The sequence below is a fragment of the Treponema sp. Marseille-Q4132 genome, from assembly GCF_014334835.1.
Classification (GTDB): domain Bacteria; phylum Spirochaetota; class Spirochaetia; order Treponematales; family Treponemataceae; genus Treponema_D; species Treponema_D paredis.
Map to the genome: position 1 here is coordinate 1,920,494 of NZ_CP060591.1, position 15,723 is coordinate 1,936,216.

The following is a 15,723-nucleotide window of genomic DNA, read 5'->3' on the forward strand; positions in this document are numbered from 1 at the left end:
TATCGTCTATTTTTCTAATATAAATAAATATTCAGAAACATGTATATCTCTGTTTTTTAAATTTCTGCTTCCGCGAAAAACGTTGTATCGAATTTTCCGTGTTTTAAATTTTCCGTATTTATGCAGCATAGTTCGCATTTCATCAAAGGATATAAAGCCTTCCGAATTGTAGGAGATGATCACGAATTTACTGTCCAAATTTGCGATTATTTCTTCCATCGCATTTAACGCGCCGTACGGTTTATTAAATACGGAACGATTCCAATCCTGCGTTATTCCGCTGACTTTGCTTATTTCCACGTCGAGTTTGTTTTTTAAAATAAGATTCAGCATAAAATAATTCGATCCGTACGGATGTTGATTATACGGCGGGTCGAGGTATGCTATATCCAAATTTTTCAATTCTTCGGAAAGCTGCACCGCATCTTTTTGATAAACGCGCAGCTTCGATTCATAATTACTGAAAACGGGTTCTTTCAATTCTATCTTGCCGAAAATTCTCAAAAGCGCATTTTTACCGGCAGCTCCGAAGCAGCCGATCCCCGTATTTTTATCTTTATAAAAACCTTTGAAAACGCCGCTCGTATTGACATGAATGGAAGCTTCGGTAATCAAAGGCGCCAAGAAAAATTTTTTTAATGTATCTTCTTCAATTATTTCATCGATCAGTTTTCTATACGTGTCGATCAACACGGCATTTTCATGTGTGTAAAAAACTCTTTCGTTCGGTAAAATATGATCATCGTTTTTAGGCGCGTAATTTTTTGAAATTATTCCGCTGTATTTTTTGCGTAAACATTGATTTTCAATCTCGCTTCTGAGTGCGGAACATTTTTTTACGGGATAGTCTTTTTTATTTGTTAAATAGCAACTGTTTATTACGGCGGAGTAATCTTCCAAATCGTTTACGATCAGCGTATCGGAATGTTTTTTCAGCATGCGTGCAACAATACCCGATCCGGAAAAAATATCCACGCAAATCATTTTTTCTTTTTTCAATTTTTGCGATATTATGTTTGCTTCTTTTTCAATATGACCTATTAATAAACGTTTGTTCCCAAGATACGTGATTATTTGCGTTGTTAGAAAAGCATCGTTTTCTTTATAATTTGCGTTGTTCATACAAACACCGTGTTTTATTGGAACATTCGGATAAATTCCTCCGGCAATAGAACTTTTATTTTTGAACTTTTATAGTCTGCAATATTTCTGGTTATTATATATTCGCACCGGTTTTCTACAGCTGAAGAATATTGCAGCGCATCTTCAAAATCGGAAAATTTTGATTTTAATGCTTCTAATACATTCTGATGATCGATTGTTATTACGGTTATATACTTAACTATATTTAGTATAAATTTCCGTGCCTTATTATCGCCGCCGAATTTTCTCAATATATAATAGATATTGGCAACACAATTTGATGAAATATTTCCTATGATAATATTATTTTCCGCCATTGCCAATATGATTTTACTGGCAGAAAAAAACGGTTCCCTTGCTAATGCAACATCAAGGACAATATCGGTATCAATAAAGATCTTTTTTATCATAAATATTTGTCCTGTAATGCTTCACTGAGCATATCTTTATATGATTTTCCATTGTCATAAAACATACCGGAAATACTGTCGGTTATCGGTGATTTCATTGTAGAAAATGAAGCAGCCGTCTCATGATCGGTTGCTATATTTTTAAGATAATCTTCTACGATTCGGGAAACGCTCCTATTCTTTTTTTGAGCATATTCCTTTGCTTGTTCTATTACAAATCGATCTATAGTCAATGTAAGTTTTGCCAACATATATCACCTCGCACGTATAAGTATAACATATAAACACGTGTAAGTATATATTTTATAATAGAGAACGCTACACTACATATTTTTTGATATTTCCCGTTTTGTGTTTTTATTTTGACATCTCATCGCGCGTTGTCAGATGCATAACAATTTGCTATGATACAGCGTATGGAAAAAACTGTATCGCGAAACAGAAAAATCGCATTGACGGGCGCGCTCTGTGCTCTTGTCGTAGTCCTCGGCATGCCGCCGCTCCATCTCGGCATGATCCCGCTCGGCCCGAATGCATCGATTACGATCATGCATATCCCGGTTTTGCTCGCCGTTATGCTGTCGGGAGGCGCGTCGGCTCTCGCATCGGGGATCGCCGTCGGTACGGTTTTCGGCGTGTTCAGTTTGATCCTTGCGGCGATAACGCCGACCGGTGCGCTCGATCCGCTTTTTATCAATCCCGCCGTTTCGGTTTTGCCGCGCGCGCTTCTTGCCGTAGCCGCTTGGCTTTTATGGCGGTTTTTGTCGCTCGTTCCGCATTTGCCGAAAACGCTTTCCGCCGCGCTTACAGCGTTTATTTCAACGCTTGTGCATACGTGTTTTGTCGTCGGCGCGCTGTATCTTTTTGCGGGCGGCAGGATGATGAGTGCGATGGGCGGCAAAGGCTTTGTCGCCGTGCTGCTTTTACTGCTCCCGAACGCGCTGCTCGAAGCTGCCGCCGCTGCGATCGTGTGTGCGGCGGTGATCGCATCGGCGACGGTTGCTGCGGGAAAAAAATCGAAACTGTCGCAGGAAGACAAAAATTAATACGGGAATATCAGCTTTGATTAAATTTCAATTAATTGATAAGGAACAGGTTTCATGCGGATCGTTATTATCGGTGCCGGTTTTACCGGCGTACAGCTTGCAAAATTATTGATCAATGAAAAAAATACCGTCGCGATTATCGACAACGATGAAAACAACGTGCGTCACGTTTCGAATCGGCTTGACTGTACGGTGATGCTCGCCGACGGTAACGACTTGGAAACACTCGAAGAAGCGGGTATCGCGAAAGCGGACGCGCTCGTATGTGTTACGGAAAACGACGAAGTGAATATGATCACCTGTTCGCTCGTCGACGCGGTATATCCCGACATCGTAAAGATCGCGCGTGTGCGGAACTACGCGTACTATGTCAACACGGCGGCTGCAAAAAAGAGCCACGCGGATTCGTTCGGAGGAAAACACCGGCCTCTGTACGGAATCGATTATATGATCCATCCCGACGTGGAAGCCGGTGAAGCCGTCGTTCAAGCGGTCGAAAGCGGCGCCGTGAGCGACGTGCAGGTTTTCGGAAACAATGCGTATGAGTTGACGCGCATGACGGTCGCAAAGGAAAGCAAGCTTGTCGGGCAAAAACTGCAGACGATCCGCGCGCTCATCGATAAGCCTTTTCTCATCGCGTACGTCGAAGAAAACGGCAAAACTTCCCTTCCGAGCGGCAATACGGTTCTCAATCCCGGCGACAGCATCGGCGTCATCGTTGCCAAAGAAAACGTTCCCGAATTGCTCTCGCTCTGCGGTTCCGAGCAAAAAGAATTGAAAAATATCGCTCTTATCGGAGCGGGAAGAATCGGCACGATCATTGCGGAACGATTGATTCAGCCGAAAGAAAAGCGATCGCTTTTTAACTTGTTTTCGAAGCAGGTTATCAAACGGCCGCAAAAATTCGTCATCATCGACAGCGATGAAGAGCTGACTAAAATCGCATCCGAGCGCTTTCCGTCGGCAAAGGTTTTTTGCGCCGATGCGACGGACGAAGCTTTTTTGCAGGAAGAAGGGATTGCATCGTTCGATTTGGCGATATGCGCGACGCACAATCACGAAATGAACATGGTGCTTGCGGCCTACCTCGAATCGCTCGGTGTCGGAAAATCCATAAGCCTCGTCACGAGTTCGGCCTTTTCGTCGATTTCGCGGAAGCTCGGCGTCGACGTGCCCGTCCCGATCCGCGATGCCGTCGTCGATTCGATTATGAGTCATTTGCGCGGAAAATCCGTTAAAGAAATTCACACCGTGACGACCGGCGATTTGGAAATCATCGAATGCGTTCTTCCCGGTGATTCGAAGGCGATCAATAAGACGCTCCGCGACATTGCGAACCCGGGCGTATTTTTGATCCTCCTTGTCAAAAAATACGACTCACAAGTTTACGAAATACCCGTCGGCGATACGCGCCTCCATGCGGGCGATCACGTTATCCTTATCACCGTTGCGGAAGAAAACGGCAATGTCGTTTCGTTTTTCGGCGGCAGCGTAAAATAGGGGAGCGGATCATGGCGGTTTTAACATTTTTAAAAATCATATCCATTATTGTCGCATTTATCGGCGTTTCGTTTTTAATTCCGATCGGCACGGCGCTCGCGCTCGGAGAGACCGTCGTCATCGCTTCTTTCGCCGTTCCGATGGTCGCAAGCTGGATCGCGGCGATCGTCATCTTTATCGCCGGGCGAAAAACGGAAATACGTCTTTCAACGCGCGGTACTTTCATCATCGTCGCACTTGCGTGGATTTCCGGAAGCGTATTCGGTGCGCTGCCGCTCTGGTGCAGCCGTGCGATCCCGCACTTTGCCGACGCCATTTTCGAAAGCGTCAGCGGTTTTTCGACGACGGGAGCGACGATTTTGAGCGAAGTCGAATCGCTGCCGCGAAGCATCAATCTGTGGCGGTGCGAAATGCACTGGCTCGGCGGTATGGGTATCGTCGCGCTCACCGTCGCGCTTTTGCCCCTGCTAGGCGTCGGCGGTTTTCAGCTCATCAAAGCGGAAACAACAGGTCCCGAAAAAGGCAAAGTGACGCCGAAAATCACGACGACGGCAAAAATTTTGTGGATTTCCTATACCGCACTTACGCTCGTGCAAACGGTGCTGCTCTTGTTTGCCGGTATGGATTTTATCGATGCGCTTTCACACGCGTTTGCGACGCTCGGTACCGGCGGTTTTTCGACGAAAAATTCGAGCGTCGGCACATACGGTTCCGTTTCGATCGACGTCATCTGTACGGTGTTTATGTTTTTGTCGGGAATCAACTTCAGTTTATACTACTATGCCGTGATCGGAAAATTTTCGGAGATCCGCGATAACTCGGAATTAAAAGCGTATTTTGCCGTTTTTATTGCGGCTTCGCTCGGTATTGCGTTCGTTATCACAAAACAGTACGGTTCGTTTTTGCAGGCGCTCAGATACGGTTCGTTTCAAGTCGCTTCGATTTTGACGACGACGGGATTCGGCACGGCGGATTTTACAACGTGGGCGCCGACTGCACAATTATTAATTTTTATACTCTATTTTTTAGGCGGCTGCGCAGGCTCTACCGGAGGCGGTATAAAAGTCGTGCGCTGGGTCGTCCTTGCAAAACAGCTGCACAACGAAACCGAAAAAATGCTGCATCCGCACGGTATATTCAATATTCGGTTGAACGGAAAAGTCGCCGGCAAAGATCTGGTATCGAACATTGCCGCGTTCATTTCGCTGTATTTCGTGCTCGTGTTTATAACGACCGTGATAGGCTGCCTTTTCGATTTGGATCTGCTCAGCGCTTTGACGGGTGCGCTTTCGATGGTCGGAAACGTCGGACCGGGCTTCGGAAAATTGGGACCGGCGTGCAATTACGGCTTTCTCCCCGATGCGGTCAAATGGTGGTATTCGTTTGCAATGCTCGCCGGACGGCTCGAGCTTTATACGATGATTTTGTATTTTCTGCCCGCGTTTTGGAAAAAATAAAACCGGAACGCAAAATCGCGCTCCGGTCGGTTTAATAATTAATAATTATTATTTAACTTTAACGGAGCCGAGGCAGATATTCTTTTTCGTTTCGGCGTCGAAAATGATAATATCGTCGCCGACGATGTCGAAGCGTATCGGTTTATCGACCGCATAGTCGATCGAACCGAACACGACGGAAGATAAAATATCGCCCTTGAGATTGATTTTGACGATCGTTTCCATACCCGACGGAAGCGTCGAATACGCAAGCCCTTCGATTGCACCGCTGTCCCTGATCGGAAGAAATTCCGGACGGATACCGATGATAACGTCTTCTTTTTTAAGCTGTATGTCTTTTTCGCAGGCGAAGACCGCATCGATGCCGAAGAATTTTACCGAGAGTTCGTTTGATGCCGTCTGCTTCGCTTTTGCCGGAACGAAATTCATCGTCGGGTTTCCGATAAAATCCGCGACGAACAAATTCGCCGGACGGTTGTAAACGACGAGCGGCGGATCATACTGCTGCAGATCGCCCTTTTCAATTAAACAGATGCGCGTCGCAAGCGTCATAGCTTCGAGCTGGTCGTGAGTAACGTAGACGAAAGTCGAGTTCGTGTCCGAATGCAGACGCTTCAATTCCGTGCGCATTTCGCTGCGCAGTTTCGCGTCGAGGTTTGAAAGCGGCTCGTCCATAAAAAGCACTTTCGGTTTCGGCGCGAGCGTCCGCGCGATCGCGACGCGCTGCTGCTGACCGCCCGACAATTCGGCCGGATAGCGGTCTTTGAATTCTTCGATTTTTAAAGTCTTTAAAACTTCCCGTACGCGCTCTTCGATTTTGCTTTTCGGCCATTTTAAATTTTCAAGACCGAAGGCGATATTTTTATACACGGTCATGTGCGGCCACAAAGCGTAGTTTTGAAATAAAAAGCCGATATCGCGTTTGTCGGGCGAAACGTTGATGCCTTTTTCCGAATCGAAAACGACCGTATCTCCGATGGTGATTTTACCTTCCGTCGGCGTTTCAAGCCCTGCGATCATGCGCAGTGTCGTCGTCTTTCCGCAGCCGGACGGCCCGAGCAATGTGATGAATTCTCTGTCTTCGATAACCATATTGAGATGATTGACACCGACGAAATCGCCCCAGCGTTTTGAAACATCATGCAATTCTATCCGCGGCATATAGTAACCTCCAATTTTTTTTATGCGATGCAAACACGCACCCGTTTATATAAAACAGATGCATAAAGCCGCTGCGCCTGTATTTTTATATGGATTATATTTCAGTATAAATCAGAAAAATCGCGTTGTCAATCGTTCGTTTACCGATTATCGATTATGCTTACCGATGATTTTCTCGGCGATGAGAGCGGCTTCTCTCTCTCCGTCCATGGCCGACGACACGATGCCGCCGGAATAACCGGATCCTTCGCCTGCGGGATAAAGGCGCGCGACGGAAATGCATTCGCCCGTTTCCTTATTTCGCAGTATGCGCACGGGAGTCGATGTGCGCGTTTCGACGGCGATGAGGAGCGCATCCGGTGAAATAAAGCCTCGCATCGTTTTATTAAAATCGCCGAACGCTTTTTCGAGTCTCGTTTTGATGTGGGGAGGAAGCCATTCGTCAAGTCTGCTTGAGACGACACCGGGCGTAAAACTCGTCGGAGGAAGCGACTCGCTTTTGCGGTGAGAAAGAAAGTCTTTCATGCGCTGAGCGGGAGCCGCCTGTCCTTTTCCGTGCAGCTTCGCTTCGCGTTCGATATGCGCTCGCCAGTATAAGCCTGCAAGGGCGGGACAGTCGCCTGCTTTTTTAATAAATTCCTGTGGGATGTCTTCTGGCCGTATTTCGACGACGATTGCCGCGTTCGACCACTTCGAATTGCGTTTGCTCGACGACATGCCGTTTACGACGATCTGATCGCCGTTCGTCGCCGACGGTACGACAAAGCCTCCGGGGCACATGCAAAAAGAATACACGCCTCGCTCCGAAACTTGCGTCGTGAGGCGGTATTCTGCGGATTGAAAATTTTTTCCGTGAAATTGAATCGCATCGATGAGTTCGCGCGGGTGTTCGACGCGTACGCCGGCCGCGAAGGTTTTCGCTTCGAGCGCTTCCGGAGCGAAGCGTGCGACGAGGGCGTATATGTCGTTTGCCGAATGTCCCGATGCAAGCAGCACCGCGTCCGCTTCGATCGTACGCCGCTCTTTCGTTTTCGTATGCTCTACGGCGATTCCCGTGATACGTTTTTTGCCGTTTTCGGTTTCGGAGAGAAAGTCGACGCACTTTGTGCAGCTGTGAAATTCGCCTCCGAGTGAAATGATTTTTTCGCGCATCGCGTTTACGATTTTCGGAAGTTTGTCCGTACCGATATGCGGGTGCGCGTCGGTGAGGATTGATTCCGACGCTCCGAAAAAACGGAACAGGGAAAGTATACGGCCTGCGTTTCCGCGCTTCGTACTTCTCGTGTAAAGTTTTCCGTCGCTGAACGCGCCGGCGCCCCCTTCTCCGAAACAGTAATTGCTGTCGCCGTCGACCGATCCTTTTGTGCTGATCTCAGCTATCGTTTTTTTGCGCGCGTCCGTATATTCGCCCCGTTCGACGATTATCGGCGTGATGCCGTCTTCGAGCAAGCGGAGTGCGCCGAACAAGCCCGCGGGACCGGATCCTACGATGACGACGCGATTTGCGCCGTCGGCAGGCTGCCAGGTCGGTATCTGCTTTGCCGATTGCTCGTCGGGTGCTTCTCCGATGTACGCTTTACAGCGCAGGCATATCCGTATGCGGCCGTGCCTCGCGTCGATCGAACGCTTTGCGACTATGAGCCGTATATCTTCGGGGCGGATGTTGCAGTTTTTTTTCGAAAGCGCTTCCACCGCTTTGTTTTTTAATAAATTTTCATCGTGCTCGTCTTCGGGGCGTACGATGAGCGTGATGTCCGAAATCATAAAGATTTCCACGCGTCGATGAATTCGAGCGTAAACTGTTGGATGTCGCCGAAGTATTTTTTTTGAAACGCGCATGCGATTTTTCCGATGTAGCGGAAATGCCAGCTTTCCCAGCGGTAACCCGTAGCATCTTCATAGCCGTCGGGAAAGCTCAAACTCCAGCCGTAGTTTTCCGCGTGATTTCGCATCCACGCGCCCGCACGGGTATTTGCAAAAGTATTGTCGATGGAACCGAAGTCGATGACGAGACCCGTCTGGTGCTGGCTTGTGCCCGCTCGAGAACTTTCTCTCTCGGCTTCCGCAAGTCCGTCGATCTGCACCCACCGCTCGAATACTTTTTTTTGGTATTCATAGGAGCGGTATGTTGAGCTTACGAGCAGGGTAACGCCGTCTTTTTTTGCTTCTCGTCCCATAACGACGAGCGCTTCGTAGGCTTCCGGTCTCAGAGAAAGATCGTTTCGGATAATGTTGAACGCGTCGTTTTTGACGAGCGGGATGAGGCGGGCAGGGGCGTAGCCGTCGGGAAGAGGATGCGTTTTGTCCACGAGGGTCAAAAGTGAAAGATCGTCTTTCGGATTTTGCGAATCCTCATCGAGTACCGCTTTTAAATCCGCGATAAATTCACCGTAATCGTTTATAACTATCGTTTCCTGCGCACGTGCGCTCATATTCGAAATTACGGATCGGACGCGGGATTCGTCTTGTTCCCGCTGTACTTCTTCCGCAGTCTTCCGTACGGCAGGCGCGCTTTGCGTTTTTGTTAAAGACACGGTTTTTGCAGCGGCGGTTTTTCCGGTATCGTCCCGTCCGAAGACGAAAAACAGCAGAGCAAGTGCCGCCGCACATATCGGCGCCGAAGTCAACAGTATCGTTTGTTTTTTCATCGTATATCCTCATGTATAATTTAATAATTATTAATTCGGTGCGGGAGACGTGCGGCAGGGATTGGAGGGGCGGAAGTTCCGAAGGAATGGAGCCGGAAGGCGGAACCCCGAAAAGCCCGGTTTTTGCGGCGCGGCCGCAAAAAGCCGCCCGAAACAATATGCGTACGATACAACCCGCATGCGCTTCATCACTTGAATTCGTAGGCCTGTAAGCCGCAGTTTTCAAAGCCGCTGTTCGTGAATTCTTCGATGGTTTCGTAATCCTGAAAATACGTGCTGATAAGCGACGAAACCATGCCGTGACACACGAAGAGTATATTGTCGGGCGCGAAGCGCGCACGCCCTTCTTCGATCGCTCCGTAAACGCGGTAAGCGGCATAGAGCAGCGATTCGCCTCCGGGAAAGCGTTTATACGGGTTCGCCTTTATCGCAAGGAATTCCGCACCCTGTGTGCTCGTGTGTTCGAATGCGCCGAAATCGATTTCGTGCAACCGTTCTTCGACGACGGCATCGATACCGAGCGCCTTTTCGATATACGATGCGGTTTCCCGTGCGCGGCCGAGAGGCGAGACGAGAATGTGTTTGATGCGATAATCGTTTTGATGTTCGGCAAGTCGGGCGGCGAGAGAAGCTGCTTGCAGCCTGCCTTTTTCCGCAAGCGGGACTTCGGCAAGACCCGAGATGATGTGTTTTGCATTCCATTCGGTTTCACCGTGCCGGGTAACGTAGAGCGTCATAGCCACATACTACCCAAAAACGGCGATTTGCGCTACTATTATTTATTCGGTTTCAATGAACTCGACCGGATAAGAAGGTAGAAGAAAAATGAAAAACGCATACGTCAAACGGATTTGGGAAGACGTTCAGCTGAAAAATGCCGACCAGAGCGAATTCCTCCAAGCGGTTCAGGAAGTTTTAACCACGATAGAACCTGCCGTCGCAAAGATGCAAAAAGAACTTGAGCGCAATGCGGTCCTCGAGCGTTTCGTAGAGCCGGAACGCACCGTCATGTTCCGCGTGCCGTGGACGGACGACAAGGGTGTGCCGCATATCAACCGCGGATATCGCGTGCAGTTCAACAGCGCGATCGGTCCGTACAAGGGGGGCTTGCGCTTCAGCCCCGAAGTGAATCTTTCGGTTTTGAAATTTTTGGGTTTCGAGCAGACGCTCAAAAACAGTTTGACGACGCTTCCGATGGGCGGAGGCAAGGGCGGAAGCGATTTCGATCCGCACGGAAAATCGGACGCGGAAGTGATGCGCTTTTGTCAATCTTTCGTGACTGAATTGTACCGTCACATAGGCCCCGATACCGACGTGCCTGCAGGCGACAAGGGGGTGGGCGCGAGAGAAGTCGCGTTTATGTTCGGACAGTACAAGCGCATTACGAATACGTTTTCCGGCGTGCTCACCGGCAAAGGACTGGACTTCGGCGGCTCTCTCATCCGCACGGAAGCTACGGGCTACGGGCTCATCTATTTTGCGGAGTGTATGCTGAAAAAAATCGGCGAAGACTTTACCGGCAAAACGTGTTCGGTTTCGGGCGACGGAAACGTCGCGCAGTACGCTGTGGAAAAATTGATCCAGCTCGGAGCGAAACCCGTGACACTCAGCGATCACACGGGATTCATTTTCGATGCACAGGGCATTACGCAAAAAAAACTCGATTACGTAAAAAAATTCCGCGCCGCACATAAAGGTATTTCCGAATACGTAAAAAAATTCCCCGAAGCGAAGTTTACCGCGAACGCGAAACCGTGGTCGGTAAAAGTCGATTGTGTATTTCCTTGTGCGACGCAAAACGAATTGGTCGGAAAAGATGCCGATATGCTTATTAAAAACGGCGTCCGGCTTGTCGCCGAAGGTGCGAATATGCCGAGTACGCTCGATGCGACGGTGAAGTTTCAAAATGCGAAGGTGCTCTTTGCGCCCGGCAAAGCTTCGAATGCGGGCGGTGTTTCCGTTTCAGGTCTTGAGATGAGTCAAAACAGCGGACACCTTTCGTGGACTGCGGAAGAAGTCGATGCGAAGCTGAAGCGGATCATGACGAACATCCACGACAACGCATACGATACGGCGAAGGAGTTCGGTGTAAAAGGCGATTATGTCGCAGGTGCGAATATCGCGGGATTCGTCAAAGTCGCCCGCGCGATGATCGCGCAGGGATTGGTATAACAGCTTTGCAGTTGTGAGGCGAGATATATGAGAGCCGGTTTGTCCGAAAAGGATGGGCCGGCATTTATTCTGATCCCGCCTTTGTCGGCGGACGGAGGAATTTATGAAATGCGTTCGTTTTGTACTTTCGATTTTTGCTGCGGCACTGTTGATTGCAGGCTGTGCGTCCGCTCCGAAAGCATCTGCAAAAGAGCAGACTCCCGAAGCGCAGGCGAAAGCGCCCGAATGGCGGACGTTTCGCGGAAAAGTGACGGCGATAGAAAAATACGGACACGCCGTTACCGATATCGCATTTGCCGATATGCAAAAAGCGGGCTATGAACACGGCGATATCGTAACCGTACGTTTCGATAACGGCTATACCTTCAGCGCGCCCGTCGTCGCAAACTACGATGTCGATAAGGGCGCCTTTCTCGTACGCACGAATCACGCCGGAGGATTTATCGCCGCGTGCATCAATTACGGAAAGCTGAACGTAACGGCAAACGTCGGAGTCGGATCCGCACTCACCGTTTCGATGAAACAAAAAGCGGGCTATCGCGAACAGTACGCGCTTCGCGCCCTTTCCAGAACCGATAAGCGGAGCGACTATGCGTCGGATGAATCTTTTGCCAATTTCAGAAGCGTGTCGCTCGGCTCGATCGGGAAAAATATTTTATACCGCGGAAGCCATCCCTTAAAAAAAGGCTGGGCTCGCGCACCCTTTGTATCGATGCTTATGGAAAAGGCGAAAATCAAAACGGTCGTCGATATGTCCGATTCCCGAAACGAACTCACGTCCTACCTCGACCCGTCGAATCCTCAATACTCGGCATATTACGCATCTCTCGATAAAGCGGGCAGCGTTGTGTGCCTCAGTATGAATATGGATTTTACGAGCGATATATTTGCCGCCGGTATCATCGGGGGCTTGCGTTTTATGATCGGCCGCGGAGGACCGTATTACCTGCATTGCAACGAAGGAAAAGACCGCACCGGCTTTATCATGATTTTGATCGAATTGCTCATGGGCGCAAGCAAAGAAGAAGCGATGCGCGATTACATGCAAAGCTACGTCGATTTTTATCACGTGGAAAAAGGCAGCTATAAATACAACGTTATCGCAAAGGCGAATTTCGAGCCGATGTATAAAGCGATCGTCGGAAGCTTGCCGCCTGCAAAAGGCGCGCGTGCATATCTTTCGGCTAACGGTATGACCGATGCGGAAATCGAAGCGCTTATACAACGTCTCCGCTGAAATATTTTTTTAATAAAAAGCGATTTGTTATGACAGAACCTTTCAAAAACGGAACACTCGTCGTCTATACCGACGGAGGATGCAGCGGAAATCCCGGGCCGGGCGGCTGGGCCTGCGTCATCATCGATGGCGAAAAAGAAGAAGCGCTGAGCGGCGGAGAAAAATCGACGACGAACAACCGCATGGAACTCACTGCGGCCATCGAAGCGCTTTCCGCCGTCGTACAAAAACCTCAGTACGGCGGACGGGCAGTGCACATTTTTTGCGACAGCCAATATGTCAAAAACGGTATTACAACGTGGATCCGCTCGTGGAAAAAAAACGGCTGGCGCACTGCGGCGAAAAAAAACGTTTTAAACCGCGATTTGTGGGAAAGACTCGACGCCCTTTCCGCATCGCTGGATATCTCATGGTCGTGGGTAAAAGGACATGCGGGGATCAAATACAACGAACTGTGCGACGAGCTGTGCCAAAAAGAAATCCGCCGGCAAAAAGATTGATCTTTGCCGGCGATCGTTGATTGATAATTATTAATTTCAGAATATTTCGGGAGATTTTCCCCGTTCAATATTCGTCATGCGCCGGTTTTTTGTCCTTGCTTTGGACACGCTGCATATACGGCTCGATCGCCGCCTCTATTTTTTCCTCGGTGAGCGCGTTCATCATCTGCGAAGTCATCGCTTTGGTAAAGTAAAATCTCAGCGTAGCGGACGCTTCGATTTTCGATCGGCCGGAATTGTATTCTTCGTTTTCAGCCGACGGCACGGAAAGCAAAAAGTAAGGGGACCCGTTTTTGAATTCGTATCCGAATTGTACGCGGGACTGTGCACGGTTGTTGATTATCGTTGCAAAGGATCCCCATTGCAGTGAAACCGGATATTCTCCGTAGATCTTCGTCCGATTGCCTTTTCTGTCGAGCCGTTTATTTTCGAAATCGTCGAGATATCGATTGACGGCTTCCTGAAATAAAGCGCGTCCGGCTTTGCCGAGCAGTACGTGGTACATACCGCCGCGGTACCATGCGGCAAAACCCGCAAGCCCCGTTTCGATATTGTAAATGCACAGTGCATCTTCTTCTTTCAGCGTGCCGAATGCGGTTTTTTGGAATACGCGCGTCATGTCGATTTCGATATCCTGTTGTCCGCCGGTAAAAAAATTCGTAAACGCGTTGCCGTTTTTCGGACGTACGATGCTGCGAGGGGCGTCGTCCTTTTCCTGCCGCTTTATCTCCGTGCCGGAAGAATGTGCGGCATAGGAATCCGCTGAAATCGGCTCGGCCGACTTGCACGAAACGCATGCGAGAGTACCGACCAGCACGAACGGCAATGCGATGATATGGAATTGTATTTTTTTCATAAGAGCCTCGATGTAATTGGTATTTCCGTAGCTATAGCATAAAAAGCGCGTTGTGTATATATCCCCTGAGAACTTTTTCAGAAACCCCAAACACGTAAAAAATACGATAAAATTTTTACTGAAATTTTAATTATTTTTTACGACGACATTTCATGTCGTACTGCCTATGGTAAAATATCGCTGTATGCAATGACATCGATGTCAAGGAGATTTGTTATGAAAAAATTATTCGGCGGTATGTTAATCGGCACTTTGATTTCGGCGGCTTGTATGGCGTTTTCGAGTTATGCGGAAACAAAACCCGAGCTTAAAAAAATCAAAGATAAAATAAAAGATGAAGCAAAGCATCATTACGATAAACAAAAGGAAATATGCAAAGATATTATCGGGCTTTTTACAAAAAAGAAAGGCATTCATCTATGCTAGTCGGCTTTTATTTGTCTTAATTTCGTATCGTATCACGTAAAAACCTCACCCAAAAAAAAGCTTGCATTTTTTCAGGGGGGGGTATAATAGAAGATAAATTCACATTGAGTGTCGTTGAAACTGCGATGCTCAAAACGTGATAATCGGTTATGACTGACTATGAAAAAAGGTCGAGAAGAAAAAGTAAAATCAAGACGCATTCTTCGTATCGATGAAGCATTGCGTTCGGGTAAAAAGGTTACATTGGCGTCTCTCGTTAAACGGTGCGAAGGAGTTTCCGCCAGAACGATCCAGCGTGATATCGAATTCATGCGTGACTTTAACAATGCGCCGATCGTATACGATCGGGAAACGCGTTCCTACCGTTACAGTGAGCCGAACTTTTTTATAAAAACCGTACAGATGACGGAAGGAGAACTTTTTTCTGTCGCTCTTTTTGACCGGCTTTTGGAACAGTACCGGAACACGCCACTGGAAAATGACCTCAGAAACGTATTCAGAAAAATCATTGCAGGCATGCCCGATGAAATCACAATAGATTCTTCGTTTCTTGAAAATCGCACGACATTTATTCCCGATCAGGGACCGAAAATTGAGCCGGAAGTTTTCCCCAAAGTTTTTGAGGCTCTTAAGGGGCATAAAACACTGGAGTTTGAATATCGCCCGCTTCAAAAACTTTCGTATATGCCTCGACTGCTGGATCCGTATCATGCAGTCTGTCAAAAAGGAAACTGGTACATCATCGGTTTTTGCCATGACAAAGGCGATGTCAGAGTCTTCAGTTACAGCCGGATGAAAGATGTACGCATAACAAAGGACTCTTTTAAAATACCGGACACTTTTAAACCGGAAGATTACTTTGACAAAGAGATCGGCGTTTGGCTCAGCGCAAAGCAAAAGTATACGGTGGAACTTTTAATTTCAAAGGAAATCGGAACGTTCGCAATAGACAGAACATGGCATTCCAACCAACAGCTGAAGCAAAATAAGGACGGAAGCGTACGGGTAAGTTTTGAAACAACCCAGCTTCCGGAAGTAAAACGTTGGGTGCTCGGACAGGGGAGTACGGTGAAGGTGTTGGGGCCGAAAGAGCTGAAGGTAAAGATTTTGGAAGAGGCGAAAGAAATTATTAAATTTTATAAATAGATATTAACTATGACATTATTT

16 protein-coding genes are annotated in these 15,723 nt (G+C 48.1%); 8 read left to right on the forward strand and 8 right to left on the reverse strand.

What is annotated here, in order from left to right; all coding sequences use genetic code 11:
- Positions 1-6: 6 nt before the first annotated feature.
- From H9I35_RS08745 to H9I35_RS08755, 3 genes are read right to left on the reverse strand one after another with little or no spacing between them, the layout of a single operon-like run.
- On the reverse strand, positions 7-1,122 hold the full coding sequence (locus H9I35_RS08745; protein ID WP_187419033.1) for a DNA adenine methylase: 1,116 nt from the start codon (positions 1,120-1,122) through the stop codon (positions 7-9).
- A gap of 14 nt (positions 1,123-1,136) precedes the next feature.
- Complete coding sequence (locus H9I35_RS08750; RefSeq protein ID WP_187419034.1) at positions 1,137-1,553, reverse strand: PIN domain-containing protein; 417 nt, start codon at positions 1,551-1,553, stop codon at positions 1,137-1,139.
- Positions 1,550-1,804, reverse strand: a complete 255-nt coding sequence (locus tag H9I35_RS08755; RefSeq protein ID WP_187419035.1) for a DUF6364 family protein — start codon at positions 1,802-1,804, stop codon at positions 1,550-1,552. The genes H9I35_RS08750 and H9I35_RS08755 overlap by 4 nt, the downstream gene beginning before the upstream one ends.
- 165 nt (positions 1,805-1,969) lie before the next feature.
- On the opposite strand from H9I35_RS08755, the gene H9I35_RS08760 reads away from it, so the two are divergent.
- From H9I35_RS08760 to H9I35_RS08770, 3 genes are read left to right on the forward strand one after another with little or no spacing between them, the layout of a single operon-like run.
- Entirely contained in the window at positions 1,970-2,599 is a 630-nt protein-coding gene (locus H9I35_RS08760) for an ECF transporter S component (RefSeq protein WP_187419036.1), read from the forward strand.
- Between the two features lie 54 nt (positions 2,600-2,653).
- Positions 2,654-4,099: an NAD-binding protein gene (locus H9I35_RS08765; RefSeq protein WP_187419037.1), complete on the forward strand. Its 1,446-nt coding sequence runs from the start codon at positions 2,654-2,656 to the stop codon at positions 4,097-4,099.
- A gap of 11 nt (positions 4,100-4,110) precedes the next feature.
- A complete protein-coding gene (locus tag H9I35_RS08770) occupies positions 4,111-5,556 on the forward strand; it encodes a TrkH family potassium uptake protein (protein WP_187419038.1) in 1,446 nt (481 codons plus the stop codon).
- Between the two features lie 48 nt (positions 5,557-5,604).
- Here the strand turns inward: H9I35_RS08770 and H9I35_RS08775 are convergent, their stop codons facing one another.
- From H9I35_RS08775 to H9I35_RS08790, 4 genes are all read right to left on the reverse strand, one after another.
- A complete protein-coding gene (locus H9I35_RS08775; protein WP_187419039.1) occupies positions 5,605-6,717 on the reverse strand; it encodes an ABC transporter ATP-binding protein in 1,113 nt (370 codons plus the stop codon).
- A gap of 147 nt (positions 6,718-6,864) precedes the next feature.
- Positions 6,865-8,481 (reverse strand): NAD(P)/FAD-dependent oxidoreductase, encoded by a 1,617-nt coding sequence (locus H9I35_RS08780; protein ID WP_187419040.1) that lies wholly within the window; start codon positions 8,479-8,481, stop codon positions 6,865-6,867.
- Positions 8,478-9,365, reverse strand: a complete 888-nt coding sequence (locus H9I35_RS08785) for a M15 family metallopeptidase (protein ID WP_187419041.1) — start codon at positions 9,363-9,365, stop codon at positions 8,478-8,480. Before H9I35_RS08785 ends, H9I35_RS08780 begins: the two co-directional genes overlap by 4 nt.
- 188 nt (positions 9,366-9,553) lie before the next feature.
- Positions 9,554-10,102, reverse strand: coding sequence for a histidine phosphatase family protein (locus tag H9I35_RS08790; RefSeq protein WP_187419042.1), 549 nt, complete (start codon positions 10,100-10,102; stop codon positions 9,554-9,556).
- Positions 10,103-10,190: 88 nt separating this feature from the next.
- Between H9I35_RS08790 and gdhA the strand changes: the two genes are divergently transcribed.
- From gdhA to rnhA, 3 genes are all read left to right on the forward strand, one after another.
- A complete protein-coding gene (gene gdhA / locus H9I35_RS08795) occupies positions 10,191-11,537 on the forward strand; it encodes an NADP-specific glutamate dehydrogenase (RefSeq protein WP_187419043.1) in 1,347 nt (448 codons plus the stop codon).
- Between the two features lie 103 nt (positions 11,538-11,640).
- The gene (locus tag H9I35_RS08800; RefSeq protein ID WP_187419044.1) at positions 11,641-12,774 is read left to right on the forward strand and encodes a tyrosine-protein phosphatase; all 1,134 of its coding nucleotides are present in this window, start codon (positions 11,641-11,643) and stop codon (positions 12,772-12,774) included.
- Positions 12,775-12,803: 29 nt separating this feature from the next.
- On the forward strand, positions 12,804-13,274 hold the full coding sequence (gene rnhA / locus H9I35_RS08805; protein ID WP_187419045.1) for a ribonuclease HI: 471 nt from the start codon (positions 12,804-12,806) through the stop codon (positions 13,272-13,274).
- Between the two features lie 64 nt (positions 13,275-13,338).
- Here rnhA and H9I35_RS08810 read toward each other — a convergent pair whose 3' ends face one another.
- Positions 13,339-14,130 carry a hypothetical protein gene (locus tag H9I35_RS08810; RefSeq protein WP_187419046.1) on the reverse strand — a complete coding sequence of 264 codons (792 nt, stop codon included), beginning with the start codon at positions 14,128-14,130 and terminating at the stop codon, positions 13,339-13,341.
- A 216-nt stretch (positions 14,131-14,346) separates the two neighbouring features.
- Here H9I35_RS08810 and H9I35_RS08815 point away from each other — a divergent pair, with 216 nt between their 5' ends.
- Entirely contained in the window at positions 14,347-14,556 is a 210-nt protein-coding gene (locus H9I35_RS08815; protein WP_187419047.1) for a hypothetical protein, read from the forward strand.
- 159 nt (positions 14,557-14,715) lie between these two features.
- Complete coding sequence (locus H9I35_RS08820; RefSeq protein ID WP_187419048.1) at positions 14,716-15,702, forward strand: helix-turn-helix transcriptional regulator; 987 nt, start codon at positions 14,716-14,718, stop codon at positions 15,700-15,702.
- Positions 15,703-15,723 lie beyond the last annotated feature (21 nt).